The sequence below is a fragment of the Kribbella sp. NPDC048928 genome (assembly GCF_043197975.1).
Lineage (GTDB): Bacteria > Actinomycetota > Actinomycetes > Propionibacteriales > Kribbellaceae > Kribbella.
The window spans coordinates 822,033-834,786 of record NZ_JBICUC010000001.1 but is presented as its reverse complement, the minus strand read 5'-3'; the positions used below and the strand labels follow the sequence as shown (position 1 = coordinate 834,786).

At 68.9% G+C, this 12,754-nt stretch carries 15 protein-coding genes; 11 read left to right on the top strand and 4 right to left on the bottom strand.

The window, feature by feature from the left end:
* Positions 1 to 3 precede the first annotated feature (3 nt).
* Positions 4 to 630, top strand: coding sequence for a DUF2461 domain-containing protein (locus ACGFI6_RS03935; protein ID WP_393115100.1), 627 nt, complete (start codon positions 4 to 6; stop codon positions 628 to 630).
* On the opposite strand, the gene ACGFI6_RS03930 is transcribed toward ACGFI6_RS03935, so the two are convergent.
* Positions 627 to 1,499, bottom strand: a complete 873-nt coding sequence (locus tag ACGFI6_RS03930; RefSeq protein ID WP_393115098.1) for a helix-turn-helix domain-containing protein — start codon at positions 1,497 to 1,499, stop codon at positions 627 to 629. The two genes, ACGFI6_RS03935 and ACGFI6_RS03930, sit on opposite strands and share 4 nt — an antisense overlap.
* Positions 1,500 to 1,943: 444 nt before the next feature.
* On the opposite strand from ACGFI6_RS03930, the gene ACGFI6_RS03925 reads away from it, so the two are divergent.
* Positions 1,944 to 2,135 carry a hypothetical protein gene (locus ACGFI6_RS03925; protein WP_393115097.1) on the top strand — a complete coding sequence of 64 codons (192 nt, stop codon included), beginning with the start codon at positions 1,944 to 1,946 and terminating at the stop codon, positions 2,133 to 2,135.
* The gene (locus ACGFI6_RS03920) at positions 2,132 to 2,350 is read left to right on the top strand and encodes a hypothetical protein (RefSeq protein WP_393115096.1); all 219 of its coding nucleotides are present in this window, start codon (positions 2,132 to 2,134) and stop codon (positions 2,348 to 2,350) included. Before ACGFI6_RS03925 ends, ACGFI6_RS03920 begins: the two co-directional genes overlap by 4 nt.
* 215 nt (positions 2,351 to 2,565) lie before the next feature.
* On the opposite strand, the gene ACGFI6_RS03915 is transcribed toward ACGFI6_RS03920, so the two are convergent.
* The gene (locus ACGFI6_RS03915; protein WP_393115095.1) at positions 2,566 to 2,799 is read right to left on the bottom strand and encodes a DUF397 domain-containing protein; all 234 of its coding nucleotides are present in this window, start codon (positions 2,797 to 2,799) and stop codon (positions 2,566 to 2,568) included.
* 280 nt (positions 2,800 to 3,079) lie between these two features.
* Here ACGFI6_RS03915 and ACGFI6_RS03910 point away from each other — a divergent pair, with 280 nt between their 5' ends.
* The 3 genes from ACGFI6_RS03910 to ACGFI6_RS03900 all read left to right on the top strand — a co-directional run bounded on the left by ACGFI6_RS03910 (position 3,080) and on the right by ACGFI6_RS03900 (position 6,133).
* Positions 3,080 to 3,898, top strand: coding sequence for a SigB/SigF/SigG family RNA polymerase sigma factor (locus ACGFI6_RS03910; protein WP_393115094.1), 819 nt, complete (start codon positions 3,080 to 3,082; stop codon positions 3,896 to 3,898).
* A 173-nt stretch (positions 3,899 to 4,071) separates the two neighbouring features.
* On the top strand, positions 4,072 to 4,833 hold the full coding sequence (locus tag ACGFI6_RS03905; protein WP_393115093.1) for a hypothetical protein: 762 nt from the start codon (positions 4,072 to 4,074) through the stop codon (positions 4,831 to 4,833).
* Positions 4,834 to 5,029: 196 nt separating this feature from the next.
* On the top strand, positions 5,030 to 6,133 hold the full coding sequence (locus tag ACGFI6_RS03900) for an NAD(P)/FAD-dependent oxidoreductase (RefSeq protein WP_393115092.1): 1,104 nt from the start codon (positions 5,030 to 5,032) through the stop codon (positions 6,131 to 6,133).
* Here the strand turns inward: ACGFI6_RS03900 and ACGFI6_RS03895 are convergent.
* Positions 6,077 to 6,994: a MarR family transcriptional regulator gene (locus ACGFI6_RS03895; RefSeq protein ID WP_393115091.1), complete on the bottom strand. Its 918-nt coding sequence runs from the start codon at positions 6,992 to 6,994 to the stop codon at positions 6,077 to 6,079. The two genes, ACGFI6_RS03900 and ACGFI6_RS03895, sit on opposite strands and share 57 nt — an antisense overlap.
* A 153-nt stretch (positions 6,995 to 7,147) precedes the next feature.
* On the opposite strand from ACGFI6_RS03895, the gene ACGFI6_RS03890 reads away from it, so the two are divergent.
* The 4 genes from ACGFI6_RS03890 (at position 7,148) to ACGFI6_RS03875 (ending at position 10,182) form a co-directional block, all read left to right on the top strand.
* Complete coding sequence (locus ACGFI6_RS03890; RefSeq protein WP_393115090.1) at positions 7,148 to 7,996, top strand: ABC transporter ATP-binding protein; 849 nt, start codon at positions 7,148 to 7,150, stop codon at positions 7,994 to 7,996.
* Entirely contained in the window at positions 7,993 to 8,814 is an 822-nt protein-coding gene (locus ACGFI6_RS03885; RefSeq protein WP_393115088.1) for an ABC transporter permease, read from the top strand. The genes ACGFI6_RS03890 and ACGFI6_RS03885 overlap by 4 nt, the downstream gene beginning before the upstream one ends.
* Before the next feature lie 221 nt (positions 8,815 to 9,035).
* Entirely contained in the window at positions 9,036 to 9,299 is a 264-nt protein-coding gene (locus tag ACGFI6_RS03880) for a hypothetical protein (RefSeq protein WP_393115087.1), read from the top strand.
* A gap of 64 nt (positions 9,300 to 9,363) precedes the next feature.
* Positions 9,364 to 10,182 carry a MerR family transcriptional regulator gene (locus tag ACGFI6_RS03875; protein WP_393115086.1) on the top strand — a complete coding sequence of 273 codons (819 nt, stop codon included), beginning with the start codon at positions 9,364 to 9,366 and terminating at the stop codon, positions 10,180 to 10,182.
* Here the strand turns inward: ACGFI6_RS03875 and ACGFI6_RS03870 are convergent.
* Complete coding sequence (locus ACGFI6_RS03870; protein WP_393115085.1) at positions 10,166 to 11,677, bottom strand: alpha-N-arabinofuranosidase; 1,512 nt, start codon at positions 11,675 to 11,677, stop codon at positions 10,166 to 10,168. The two genes, ACGFI6_RS03875 and ACGFI6_RS03870, sit on opposite strands and share 17 nt — an antisense overlap.
* Before the next feature lie 31 nt (positions 11,678 to 11,708).
* Between ACGFI6_RS03870 and ACGFI6_RS03865 the strand changes: the two genes are divergently transcribed.
* Entirely contained in the window at positions 11,709 to 12,725 is a 1,017-nt protein-coding gene (locus ACGFI6_RS03865) for a LacI family DNA-binding transcriptional regulator (RefSeq protein WP_393115084.1), read from the top strand.
* Positions 12,726 to 12,754 lie beyond the last annotated feature (29 nt).

Sequence of the window (12,754 nt, the reverse complement as noted above, 5' to 3'; positions counted from 1 at the left end):
CGCATGAGTTTTACCGGCTTTCCGGCTGCGGCGCTGGATTTCTACGACGATCTCGAAATGGACAACACCAAGAGCTTCTGGACGGCGCACAAGCACGTCTACGAGGAGTCGGTGCGGGCCCCGATGGCGGACCTGCTTGCGGAGCTCGAGGAGGAGTTCGGTACGGCGAAGCTGTTCCGCCCGTACCGGGACGTGCGGTTCGCCAAGGACAAGACGCCGTACAAGACGCATCAGGGTGCGTACGTCGCTGTGGCGCCGGCCACCGGCTGGTACGTCCAGGTGGCGGCGCCCGGTGTCCGCGTCGGTGCCGGGTTCTACGACGCTACCTCCGAACGGCTGGCGCGGGTCCGTACCGCCATCGACGAGGACCGCCGCGGCAAGCAGCTGGAGAAGATCCTCGCGAAGCTGGCGAAGGCCGGCTGGACGGTCGGCGGGGAGAAGCTCAAGACCAGCCCGCGCGGCTACGACCCGGACCACCCAAGGATCGACCTGCTCCGGCACAAGTCGCTGAGCGTCGGCAAGGACTACGGTTTCGAGCCCGTCATCCACACGGCCGACCTGGCCGCGCAGATCCGTACCGACTGGCAGGCGACGAAGCCGCTGATCACCTGGCTGACGGACAACAGCTAGTTCTCGAACTCCTTGCGGATGTTCATGATGAAGTCGCGGGACTTGGCCGGCTGCGGAGCCGCGACGCAGAGCGCCTCCATCGCGGCCGTGTACTGGTCGAGCTCCTCAGGAGTGTCGAGGTACAGCGCGCTGGTGAGGTGCTCGATGTAGACCTTGTCCGGCAGGTCGGGCTCGCGGAACCGGAGGATGGTGAACGCGCCGGCCTGGGCCGCGTGCCCGCCGAGGCCGAACGGCGCCACCTGAAGGGTGACGTTCGGCATCTCGGAGATCTTGATCAGGTGGTCGAGCTGCTCGACGATGCAGGTGACCCCGCCGACCGGGCGGCGCAGGGCCGCCTCGTCCACGACCGCCCAGGGACGGATCGGCTCGGGCCGGGTGAGCGCCTCCTGGCGCTGCAGGCGCAGCGCGATCCGGCGCTCGACCTCCTCGGTCGGGACACTGCCCCGGCCGAGCTGGACGACCGCGCGGGTGTATTCGGGCGTCTGCAGCAGCCCGGGGATGAGCTGCAGGTCGTAGAGACGGATCAGCTCCGCGGTGCCTTCGAGGTCGATGTACGACTGGAACCAGCTCGGCAGCACGTCGCCGAAGCGGTGCCACCAGCCGGGGTTGTTCGCCTCGCGCGCGAGACCAAGAAGCCGCTCGCGCTCTTCCTCGTCGTCGAGCCCGTAGAGAGTGAGGAGATCGCTGACGTCGCGCTCGCGGAGTCCGACCCGGCCGAGCTCCATCCGGCTGATCTTGGACTCCGAGGAGCGGATCTCCCATCCCGCGTCGGATCGGCTGATACCGGCCGCGACCCGCATCCGGCGAAGATGCCCGCCGAGAACGATCCGCAGCGCGGTCGGCCCGCTTTGCGCGCCCGACACGGTCACACCCACCTCCCAGCGGCCCCAGCAGTCCTCATCGCAACCTCACCCGCAAGTGCACATCATCGCACGTTGAGCGACGGATCTGGCGAAGCTCCGGCCATCGAGTTCGGGATCCGCAGCGATGGTCACGGATTGTCAGCATAGTCGACGCGCCGACGCCCACTATGTCAGTACATAACAAGCGGCCAAATCGCCGTCGAACGCCGTTCGACGGCCTTGAACCCCCCGAGATCACGCCTGAAGTCGGTCGATGTGGTCTCGAATTGGAAAACGTGCCGATGCACGTGCATCGGGCGCTTGCATTCGCTCTGTGCCGACGCCATGATTGTTTCATGCACAGAAGGTGAGCCGGATCGTGCGAAACGTGACATCACGTGATCCGGCGGGCCGGTCCTACAGAGCGCCAGCGGCCCCCCGTTGGCATGACTGGTTGGGGAACCCGAGTCGATGAACGACGACAGTGAAGTGGTGGAGCGGACCGCAGTCAGTGCCGGCGGCCGCGCGCCCGAGGAACTGACGGAGCGGGAGATCCAGGACCTGGTCGCACGGTGCCCCGAGCAGCAACGGTGGGCGTTCGAAGGCTGGTTGCGCGGTGTCCGTCAACTCGACGGTGACCCGATCGTGAGCCTGGCCCCATGACCACCGAGACCACAGGAGGAGGACGGAAGATGGTGCGGATCTGGCTGGGTGACCACTTGATCGCCGAGTACGCCGCTGAGCCGGACCGCGCGTCACGGTACCAGCGGGTGATGACGCCGAAGTTCACCGGATTGCGAATCACCGTTGACAATGCGGCCACCGGGAAGGCTTCGGAGCTGCCGAGCGAGCAGCTCTGGCCGCTCACCGTCCAGTAGGACCGTACCCGCCCCTCAGGCACGCCAGGGCCGACTCTCGCCGGAGAGTCGGCCCTGGCGTTTCCATGTCGTTTGCAGGTCCGCCGCTCCCCGGTGGCCCGGGGCGATCCGGGCACACGAAAGGGCCCCTTCGTCACTCGCCTGGCGAAGGGGCCCTTGCTTTTCGGGTGTTGCCGTGTTGCAGCGTTGCGGTCGTGCAGTGTTACAAGTGGTGCTCAGGCGAGGTCGTCGAACTCGCCGTCGTGGACGCCGCCGAGAAATGCTTCCATCTCAGCCTTGGTGAATACCAGCGCCGGGCCATCGACGAAGCGCGAGTTGCGCACCGCGGCACCGCCGTCCGGCAGCTTCGCTACCTCGACGCACTGACCGTTGGCGTTGCTCCGCTGGCTCTTGCGCCAGATCAGCTCGCCGTTCGCGTTGCCAGCCATGCCGTTGTAGATGTCTGTCATGGGCTGCACCTTCCGTCTTCACTGGCAGATGCACGTGCATCTGAGCTTGCATCTGCATCGTACACACTTTTCGGTCACGTGTCCGCACCCTTACTTGTTGTGATCTTGATGCGGTCAAGCGAGCGTTCGATCTCGGTTGCCCGTTGCGATCGGTGACGATTTTCACGGCTCCGTGAGCGCGTGCATGAGTTCCGCGGAGGTGGGTACGTGTTCTGGTGCAGGCATGACCGTGGTTCAGCTAAGTGCCACGCCGTGACATCAAGGTCGCGAGGTCATACCAATGGTTACGAGCATCATCGAGCGGGCTTCGGCCCCGAAGGGCGCGCCGGATCGGGCCGCCCGTGAGACAGCCACCCGGGAACTGATGGAACGCCGGGCGGCGAGCACCTCCGAGGACGAGCGGCAGGAACTTCTCGAGCAGGTCGTCGAACTCAATCTGGAGATGGCCAAGGGCATCGCACGCCGCTTCCGCGGTCGCGGCGCCGAGGCCGACGACCTGGAACAGGTCGCGTACCTGGGGCTGGTCAAGGCCGCCCACCACTACCGGCTGGAGGCGGAGACCCCGTTCATCGGGTTCGCGATCCCCACCATCCGCGGCGAGGTCAAGCGGTACTTCCGCGACTGCGCCTGGACGGTCCGCATCCCGCGCCGGCTGCAGGAGATGCAGGGCACGATCGCGAACAAGCTGCCCGAGCTGGAACAGGAACTGAACCGCGAGCCCACTCCGGTGGAGCTGGCCGCGCATCTCGAGGTCGAGGTGACCGAGGTCGAGCAGGCGCTCGCGGCGAAGGGCTGCTTCAACGTGCTGTCGCTCGACCGGCCGAGCGATGCCGACGCCGAGCTGACGCTGGCCGACGTGGTCGCGGACGACGACGACGCGAGCATCGACCAGCTGGAGACGGTCGAGATGCTGGAGCCGGTGCTCGCCGACCTCGGTGAGCGGGACCGCCGGATCCTGCAGCTGCGGTTCATCGAGGGCTGGACACAGTCCGAGATCGGCAGCGACATCGGCGTCAGCCAGATGCAGGTCTCCCGGGTCCTGCGCCGGATCCTCGACGACCTGCGCGAAAAGCTCGCGCCGGGCCAACTCGCCGCCTAGCGGATCTCCGGGCCATCACAACTGCAGGCGGCCGGCGCGGTTCAGCGTGACGCGCCTCGTCGGACGGCGATTGTGATGGCCTGGGGATCCGTATCTTCACGACTCGCTGACCGTTGATCTAACTCAGGGTGCCGGGGCAACGGCACAATGGGTGAGAACGAGGGGATGAGTCGTTGCTGCTGGCCTTGCGGATGTTCAGGACCGTGCCCGCGGACGCGGTCACGGTGCTGCGCGCGTATCCACCGATGGTGGTCTGCTTCGCGGCCGCGCTGACCGGCACCGCGCTGGTGTTCGACGTCTTCTATCTCGTCGCCAGCCCGGGCCTCACCCTTGCACTTGTCTATACAGTGCCGGTTCTCGCCGGTCTGATCGCCGGCCTGGTGGCCGCCGCCGACGACGTCGGGCTGGAACGCCGCGTGCTGCTGTGTACGGTCGGCCTGGCCGTTGCCCTCGGCATCACCAACGCGATCGTGGTCGCGATGGTGGCCGCGATGGTCCGTACCGATCCGTCGAACTGGGCGGCCGGCGGCCAGTCGGTGCTGTTCGCGGCCTGCACCGTCGGCGCGGTCGCCCTCTCGATCGTTGCCTGCAGCAAACTGCTCGACGCGCTCGGCCTCGAGTTGCGCACCCGGCTCCCGCACCGCCACCATCAGCAGCACCGCCCCGCGGTCGCGGCCCCGGCGGTCTCGCTCGCGGCGCCGCGCCCTCGCGTAAGTAAGGAGTCGGCCGCCCGGGCCGAGCCGCCACCTCCGCCACCTCCGCCGATCGCCGATGAGGAGGAGACCGTCCCGGTCTTCGTCCCGCCGCCGCCCAAGGTCGTCGACCCCGACGAGGCCCGCCCGGTCACGTCGCTGGGTGCGCCGAGCCCGAGCGCGGCACGTCCGCGCCGCACACCCCGCCGTACGAACAAGCCCGGCCGCCGCCCAGGCACCTGATCGGCCACGCCCTAGGGCGTGTCTCCCACTCCCACGCCTACTGCGGGGCACTCGGCACGGCACCTCGCCGCACGGGTGCAAAGGCCACGATGCTCCGCATCGAGACCTTCGCCCCCGCACGCCGAGCTACCGCACCGAGCACCTCCTCGCTACGGCGCGGGATCAGGAGACACGCCCTGGTGCCACACTGTGCGGAATGTGGGACGTGATCGTTGTCGGAGCCGGGCCGGCGGGTGCGTCGGCCGCCCTCGGTGCGTTGGCGGCAGACCCGAGCTTGTCAGTACTGCTGCTCGACCGGCATGACTTCCCGCGCGACAAGGCGTGCGGGGACGGGATCGCGCCGCACGTCCTCGACCTGCTGGCCGGCGTCGGCGTCACGGGACTCCTCGACGACTGGATGCCGGTACGCCGCTTCGTACTGAACCGCGGTGCGGCCGGTGTCGATCGCGAGCTCGCCCGGCCCACGTGGGTGGTCCCGCGGACCGTGTTCGACCACCGCCTCGTCGAGGCGGCGCAGGCGGCCGGTGCGCACCTGATCCGCCGCCGCGTTCGGGACCTGACGATCGGCAGCGGGCCGGTCGCGGTGGACGACCTGCACGCACGCTTCGTTGTCGGCGCGGACGGCGCGCATTCGATCGTACGGCGAGAGCTCGGCGTCAAGCCCGCACCGGTCGCGCTGGCGATCCGTGGGTATGCGCCCACCCCTCCGGAGCGGGCGGCGGCGCAAGTGATCGCGTACGGTCCCGGTCGGCAACCGTCGTACGCATGGTCCTTCGACCGCGGCGACGGCCTGTCGAACGTCGGGTACGGCGAACTGCTCGCCGGCACCCGCCCAACACGGGCCGACCTGCTGAAGCACCTGGAAGAGCTGCTGCCTGGCGCGACCGAGGGCGGCGAGTCGTGGTGGGGCCACCACCTGCCGCTGGCCGGCTGGAACTGGCGGCCACAGCGCGGGCCGGTACTGCTGGCGGGCGATGCGGCCGGCCTGATCAACCCGATGACCGGCGAAGGCATCTATTACGCGGTCGCCACCGGTCTGCTGGCCGGCCGGTCGATCGCGGACGCACTCCGTGCCGGCTCCGGGGACGCCGGTACGCCGTACCGTCGCCGCACGTCGCGCCTGCTCTCCCGGCATCTTCGCGACACCGCACTCGTTGCCCAGCTCAGCCGTTCCGACCGGATCCTCGACGCCGGCATCCGTGCGGCCTCGGCCGACCAGCTCATCTTCGACGACCTTGTCGAGCTAGGCCTGGCCGACGGCGGTCTCACCCGCCGCCTGCTCCGCACCATCCTGCCCTGAGCTCTTCACCGCGTAGTCGAGCGCGTCGGTCACCCGCTGGACCGGCCAACCGAGCACGGCGGCGAGCTCGGGTGCTCCGAGCCTCTGGTCGGCCTGCCAGAGCGTTGCGAGCACGGCCAGGCAGTCCTGGAAGCCGGCGCCGCCGGTCATGTCCTCGCTGAGCCGCTCGAAGAAGTCGGCCATGTGCAGCAGGCGCTCGCCCGCAGGAGTGTCCCGGCCGACGAGCTCGATCCCTTCGGCGGCGGTCTCCGCCCAGTTGTGGTTGGTCCGCGCGCTCACCTCCCACGCCTTCAGCCAGACGTCCTCGGCGATCACGTAGTGCTGCAGCCGCCGGACCGGATCGGGCTCGCGATGCACCATGCCGACCCGTTCGAGGTAGCCGATCGCCTTCGAGATCGAGGCCGGGCTGACCTGCAGCTCCCGGACCAGCTCGGCCGCGGTCAGGGTCCGCGAGTCCGACGTATAGAGGAGCGCGAGCACGCGCGACGCCATCCGGGGCAGGCCACCGTCGACCATCATCGCCGCGAACCGCTCGACATACTCACGCCGCGGGTCGACCGCCGCGCGCCACGAATCGGCCACGCGCTGATCGGCCGCGTGCTGATTGGCCGCGTGCCGGGGATCGATCGTGCGCGCGCCGTCACGTGCCGGCGAGACCGCTCGGCGGCGTGCTCGCGCGGACGTCGCGTAGTGCGCGTGGTCGGCCCGGTATCCGCCCACGCCGCCGTTCCGCGCGACCTCACGGCTGATTGTGGACGTCGGCCGCCGCAACTGCCGCGCGATCGCGGCGTACCCGAGCCCGCCCTCCAGACCGGCCGCGATCTCGAGCCGGTCCTGGTGGCTCAGCCTGCCTCCCGGCATCGGTGACCTCCGTGCGTTCATCGTCAGCTCATTGCAACGAATTGCGTTCCGTCTCAGCCTCATTGCACAGAATGCCATGTTTTACAGGCATTAGTGATCAGCAAGCCGAGATTTATGATTGCCGATCGAGTGAACGCAACTTACCTTCGGCGCATGGTTCTGATGGTTGACGGACTCCGGATGCGGTACGGCGACACCGACGTACTGCACGACGTGACGTTCGAGGCGGGTCCCGGAGAGGTGCTAGCACTGCTCGGGCCGAACGGTGCCGGCAAGAGCACCACGATCGAGATCCTCGAAGGCTTCCGGCTCCGGTCGGCGGGCCGGGTCGAGGTGCTGGGCGCCGACCCGGCCACCGCCGACGAGCGCTGGCGGTCCCGGATCGGCATCGTGCTGCAGTCCTGGCGCGACCACGGCAACTGGCGGGCCGGCGAGCTCCTGCACCACCTGGCGTCGTACTACACCCCGTACCGCAGCCCCTGGCCGGCCGCTGAGCTGCTCGAAGCGGTCGGCCTGACTCCGTCCGCCGGCCAGAAGGTCAAGACGCTGTCCGGCGGGCAACGGCGCCGGCTCGACGTCGCGATCGGAATCGTTGGCCGCCCCGACGTTCTGTTCCTCGATGAGCCGACGATCGGCTTCGATCCCGAGGCGCGCTCGGAGTTCCATGCGCTGGTCCGCCGGCTCGGCGCCGAGCAGGGCACCACGATCCTGCTCACCACCCACGACCTCGACGAGGCGAGCAAGCTCGCGCACCGCATCCTCGTCCTCGCGGCCGGCCGTGTCATCGCGTCCGGGACGAGCGCCCAGCTCACCCAGCTGATCGCGGGGGAGGACGAGGTGCGCTGGACGGTCGACGGGCAACCGTTCCGTACGTCGACCACCGACTCGACCGCGTACGTCCGCGACCTGTTCTCTACGTACGGCGATGCGCTCGGCGAACTCGAAGTACGCCGGGCGTCCCTCGAGGACACGTACCTCGCACTGGTCCGGGAGCAGTCATGAGGGCGGGCTGGAATCGCGGACTGATCGAGCTGCGGCAGTCCTTCACCAACGGCGCGGAGCTGTTCAGCCATTTCCTCTGGCCCGCGCTGATGCTCGTCGCACTGTTCTTCCTCCGGCATCGCGACTTCGGCTCGACCGGGCTGCTGCTCGGTGCGCTCGCACTGCCCAGCATCCTCGGGATGAACGCCGCGATGGGCATGGTCAGCATGAGCCAGCAACTCACCGCGGATCGCGAGGACGGCACGCTGCTGCGCGCGAAGGCGGTCCCGGACGGCGTGCGTGGGTACGTCGTCGGCAAGGTCGTCTCGGTTGCGGGCGGGCTGATCGTCGACCTGGCGATCCTGTTGATCCCTGGGTTGATCCTGGTGGACGGGATCGCGCTCGGGTCGGCGCACTGGTTCACCCTGGTCTGGGTGCTGCTGCTGGGGCTCGTCGCGACGCTGCCGATCGGTGCGATCCTCGGGTCGGTCTTCACCAGCGCGCGGGCGCAGGGGCTGATCCAGTTGCCGATGCTCGGGCTGATCGCGATCTCCGGCATCTTCTATCCGATCAGCGCGCTGCCCGGCTGGCTGGCGTGGATCGGCCAGCTCACACCGGTGTACTGGATGGGACTCGGCATGCGGTCCGCATTGCTGCCGCCCACGGCCGTGCCGGTCGAGGTCGGCGAGTCCTGGCGGCACCTCGAGACGGCCGGCGTCCTGACGCTCTGGGCCGTTGTGGGCCTCCTGATGGCGCCGGTCGTACTGCGCCGGATGGCGCGGCGCGAGTCCGGTTCCAAGGTCGCGGAGCGCCGCGAACGCGCGCTGCTCGGCGGCTGAACCGGTCACCGGCTGGGTGCGTTAGAACACTGTGAAGATTCCTCCGACCGGCCGTTCCGAACTTCAGCGCCGGCTGCTAGCTGCGTTAGATTTGATCAAATCTCACCGAGCTGAGCGAATTGTACCGAGTGGCAGGGAGTAGACGTGCGCGCAGAGGATCTGACCCACCATTCGTGGTCGGTCCTGGCGATCGTTCGGCCTGGTACCGGAGAGGGCGGCCGGTGCTGAGCAAGGTCCTCGGCGCGGTGGGTGCTGTCCTGCTGATCGTCGGGGTGGTGCTCGCTGTGCGCCCGGTGCACGCCGGCGGTGACGGCTGCGGCTCGGTCTTTCGCCCCGACGAGGGCATCACGCCGATGCAGTGCGACGCCCGGCTGAGCAGCCGCGGCACCCTGGTCACCGGCTTCGGCGCCGGCGGCGTGGCCCTCGTCATCACCGGCCTCACCCTCAGCGCCGTCCGCGACCGCCGCGCCCGCACCACCTCCTGACCCGCGATACTCGGTGCAGGTCGGCTGTTGACCTTGACACTGTGTCAAGCCGGAAGGTGGGGGCATGTTCACCATCGGAGACTTCGCGGCGTTCGGGCAGGTTTCGGCGCGGATGCTGCGGCACTACGACGCCCTCGGGCTGCTGCGGCCGGCCGTCGTCGACGAGGCGACCGGCTACCGCTTCTACTCGGCCGACCAGTTCAGCTGCCTGAACCGGATCGTTGCGCTCAAGGGACTTGGGTTCAGCCTGCAGCAGGTCGGTGAGATCGTCGACGCGAAGCTGTCGGCCGAGGAGCTGCGCGGGATGCTGCGGTTGCGGCAGGCCCAGCTCGAGGACGAGCTCGCCCGCAGTACGGCCCGGCTGACGAGTGTCGAGGCGAGGCTCCGGCTCATCGAAAGGGAAGGTCACATGCCCACCGACGACGTCGTCCTGAAGCGCATCGCCCCGATCCAGGTCGCGGAGCTGTCCGCGATCTCACCCAGCTACGACGGTGAGGACATCGGCCCAGTGCTCCAGCCGCTGTTCGGCCAGCTGTTCGAGCGCCTCGGCGCGGCTGGCCTGGACCCGTGCGGGTCGCCGCTCGCGTACTACGAGGACGCCGAGAACGACACGATCCGCGTGCACGCCGCCGTACCGGTCGACGACAGCAAGGCGGCCGAGGTCGACCTGCGCGAGCTCCCGGAGCTCGCGCAGGCCGCAACCATCGTCCACCACGGCGACATGGCCGAGGCCGAACGCAGCATGCAGACGCTGGCCCGCTGGATCGAGGACAACGGGTACCGCAGTCACGGGTACGCGCGCGAGGTCACGCTCCAGTTCGACCCGGACAACCCGGCGAACTGGATCCACGAATTCCAGATCCGGGTCACAACGCCAGACTGAGCGTCGCGAACGAGTGCGGCGGCAGCGTCACCCGCAGGCCGCGTGGCTCCGGTTCCACCGTGAGGGGGACCGGGGCCACCGCGTCCGGAGCGTCCACCGTGTTGAACGTCTGCGGTTTGGATGCCGCGAGCAACCTTCCCGTCGACTCCCGGATGTCGGCGCCCCGCAGATCCAGGACGATCTCCAGGGTCGCCTCGGGATCCAGGTTGCTGAGCGACACCAGGCCGCGGCCGTCCTTCACCGACGCGGACGCCGACACCAGCTCCATCGCCGTACCGTCGAGGTCGTACGTCGGCCGCTCGACCACATGCACCGGTACCGACCGGGCGTCGTGATGCCCCTTGTTCATCTCGAACACGTGGTACGTCGGCGTCCGGACCAGCCCGCCCTGCTCATCGGTGAGCAGCATCGCCTGCAGTACGTTGACGGTCTGCGCGATGTTCGCCATCACCAGCCGTTCCGCGTGCCGGTGGAAGACGTCGAAGTGCAGGCTCGCCACGAGTGCGTCGCGCATCGCGTTCTGCTGGTACAGGAAGCCCGGGTTCGTGTCCGGCTCGACGTCCCACCAGGTGCCCCACTCGTCGAGCACGAGCCCGATCTTCCGTTCCGGGTCGTACGCGTCCATCAGCGACGAGTGTGCCCGGATCACCCGCTCGATGCCCTGCGCCTTCGCAATCGTCCGGTAGTAGTCGTCGAGAGTGAAGTCGGTCGCGCTGCCCTTGTGCTCCCAGGTCCCAGCGACCGTGTAGTAGTGGAACGAGATCGCCTGGAAGATGTTCTTCGGCTCGCGTCCACATCCCAGGCAGCTGACCGCCTTCAGTAGCGCCTCGGTCCACGCGAGGTCGTCGTCGGCCGCGCCGGCCGCGATCCGGTACAGCTTGTTGTCGCCGTGGTCCTTCAGGAACGTCGCGTACTGCCGGGCCACGTCGGCGTACGCCTCGGCGCGCTGATTGCCACCGCAGCCCCACGCCTCGTTGCCGATGCCCCAGAACGGCACCCGCCACGGCTCGTCGCGCCCGTTCGCCTTCCGCTGCCGCACCATCGGGCTGTCGCCCTCGCGGGTCAGGTACTCGACCCACTCGCTCATCTCCCGTACGGTCCCGCTGCCCACGTTCCCGTTCACGTACGGCTCGGCGCCGAGCAGCTCGCACAACGCCATGAACTCGTGGGTGCCGAAGTGGTTGTTCTCCTCGACATTGCCCCAGTGCGTGTTCACCATCGACGGGCGGTCCGCCTTCGGCCCGATGCCGTCCTTCCAGTGGTACTCGTCCGCGAAGCAGCCGCCCGGCCAGCGCAGGTTCGGGATCTGCAGTGCGCGGAGCGCCTCGACCACGTCCTGCCGGATCCCGCCGACGTTCGGGATCGGAGAGTCCTCGCCGACGTAGAAGCCGCCGTAGATACACCGTCCGAGGTGCTCGGCGAAGTGACCGTACAGGTGCCGGCTGATGGTCGCACCGGGTACGTCGAGGTCGATGACGACGCGTGCTTCAGGCATGGAGCCCTCCTGGGTCCTTACAGTGGTCGGCATGGGCAAGGCATCGAGCGTCGTGACGATGGCCGATGTGGCGCGGTTCGCCGGCGTCTCGACGATGACGGTGTCGAACGTGATCAACGGCCGGCCGCGGGTCGGTCCGGAGACCCGCGAACGGGTGCTGGCGGCGATCGGCGAGCTGGGCTATCAGGTCAACCTGGCCGCGCGGCATCTGCGCGCCGGTCGTACGGGCGTCGTCGGCCTGGCCGTCCCCGAGCTGGAACGCCCGTACTTCGGGCAGCTCGCCGGCCGGCTGGCCGACCGCTTCGAGGCGCACGGCCTGCGGGTCGTCACCGAGCGGACCGGCGCCAGCCGGGAGGGCGAGCTGGACGCGGTCGCGTTCTCCCGCCTGCGGATGTACGACGGGCTGATCCTGAGCGTGGTGGACCTCGACCCGGCCGAGCTCGGCCAGCTCCGTACCGACGCGCCGGTCGTGATGATCGGGGAGCGCGCGCTGCCGTCCCGGTTCGACCACGTGATGATGGACAACGTCGACGGGTCGCGGCAGGCGGTCGCACAGCTGCTCGCACACGGCGCCCGCCGGGTCGCGATGATCGGCGGCGACCTGTCCGGTTCCGCCACGATGCCCGCGCTGCGTGCCGCCGGGTACGTGGCCGCGCATGCCGACGCCGGCGTACCGGTCGATCCGGAGCTGAACATCCGGTGCTCGTTCGGGCTGCAGGACGGGTACGACGCGATCCGGGCGCTCCGCGAACGCGGCATCACGTTCGACGCGGTGTTCGCGCTGACGGACGTGGTCGCGATGGGCGCGCTGCGGGCGCTCGCGGATGCCGGGCTGCGGGTCCCGGACGACATCCAGGTGGTCGGCTTCGACGACATCGACGAGGCGGCCTACCTGGTGCCCGCGCTCTCCACGGTCAACCCCGGCCACGACACGATGGCCGACGCGATCACCTCGTTCCTGATGGCCCAGCTCAACGGCACCCCGAACGCCACGCCCCAGGAACTCATCGTCCCGGCGCAACTCGTCCTCCGCGGCACGACGAAGTAGGTCCACGCCGCATGTATATCGATAAACCA

Coding starts and splice junctions, on each gene's coding strand:
- ACGFI6_RS03935 (WP_393115100.1), top strand. CDS start 4: ATGAGTTTTACCGGCTTTCCGGCTGCGGCGCTGGATTTCTACGACGAT.
- ACGFI6_RS03925 (WP_393115097.1), top strand. CDS start 1,944: ATGAACGACGACAGTGAAGTGGTGGAGCGGACCGCAGTCAGTGCCGGC.
- ACGFI6_RS03920 (WP_393115096.1), top strand. CDS start 2,132: ATGACCACCGAGACCACAGGAGGAGGACGGAAGATGGTGCGGATCTGG.
- ACGFI6_RS03915 (WP_393115095.1), bottom strand. CDS start 2,799: ATGACAGACATCTACAACGGCATGGCTGGCAACGCGAACGGCGAGCTG.
- ACGFI6_RS03910 (WP_393115094.1), top strand. CDS start 3,080: ATGGTTACGAGCATCATCGAGCGGGCTTCGGCCCCGAAGGGCGCGCCG.
- ACGFI6_RS03900 (WP_393115092.1), top strand. CDS start 5,030: ATGTGGGACGTGATCGTTGTCGGAGCCGGGCCGGCGGGTGCGTCGGCC.
- ACGFI6_RS03895 (WP_393115091.1), bottom strand. CDS start 6,994: ATGCCGGGAGGCAGGCTGAGCCACCAGGACCGGCTCGAGATCGCGGCC.
- ACGFI6_RS03890 (WP_393115090.1), top strand. CDS start 7,148: ATGGTTCTGATGGTTGACGGACTCCGGATGCGGTACGGCGACACCGAC.
- ACGFI6_RS03885 (WP_393115088.1), top strand. CDS start 7,993: ATGAGGGCGGGCTGGAATCGCGGACTGATCGAGCTGCGGCAGTCCTTC.
- ACGFI6_RS03875 (WP_393115086.1), top strand. CDS start 9,364: ATGTTCACCATCGGAGACTTCGCGGCGTTCGGGCAGGTTTCGGCGCGG.
- ACGFI6_RS03870 (WP_393115085.1), bottom strand. CDS start 11,677: ATGCCTGAAGCACGCGTCGTCATCGACCTCGACGTACCCGGTGCGACC.
- ACGFI6_RS03865 (WP_393115084.1), top strand. CDS start 11,709: ATGGGCAAGGCATCGAGCGTCGTGACGATGGCCGATGTGGCGCGGTTC.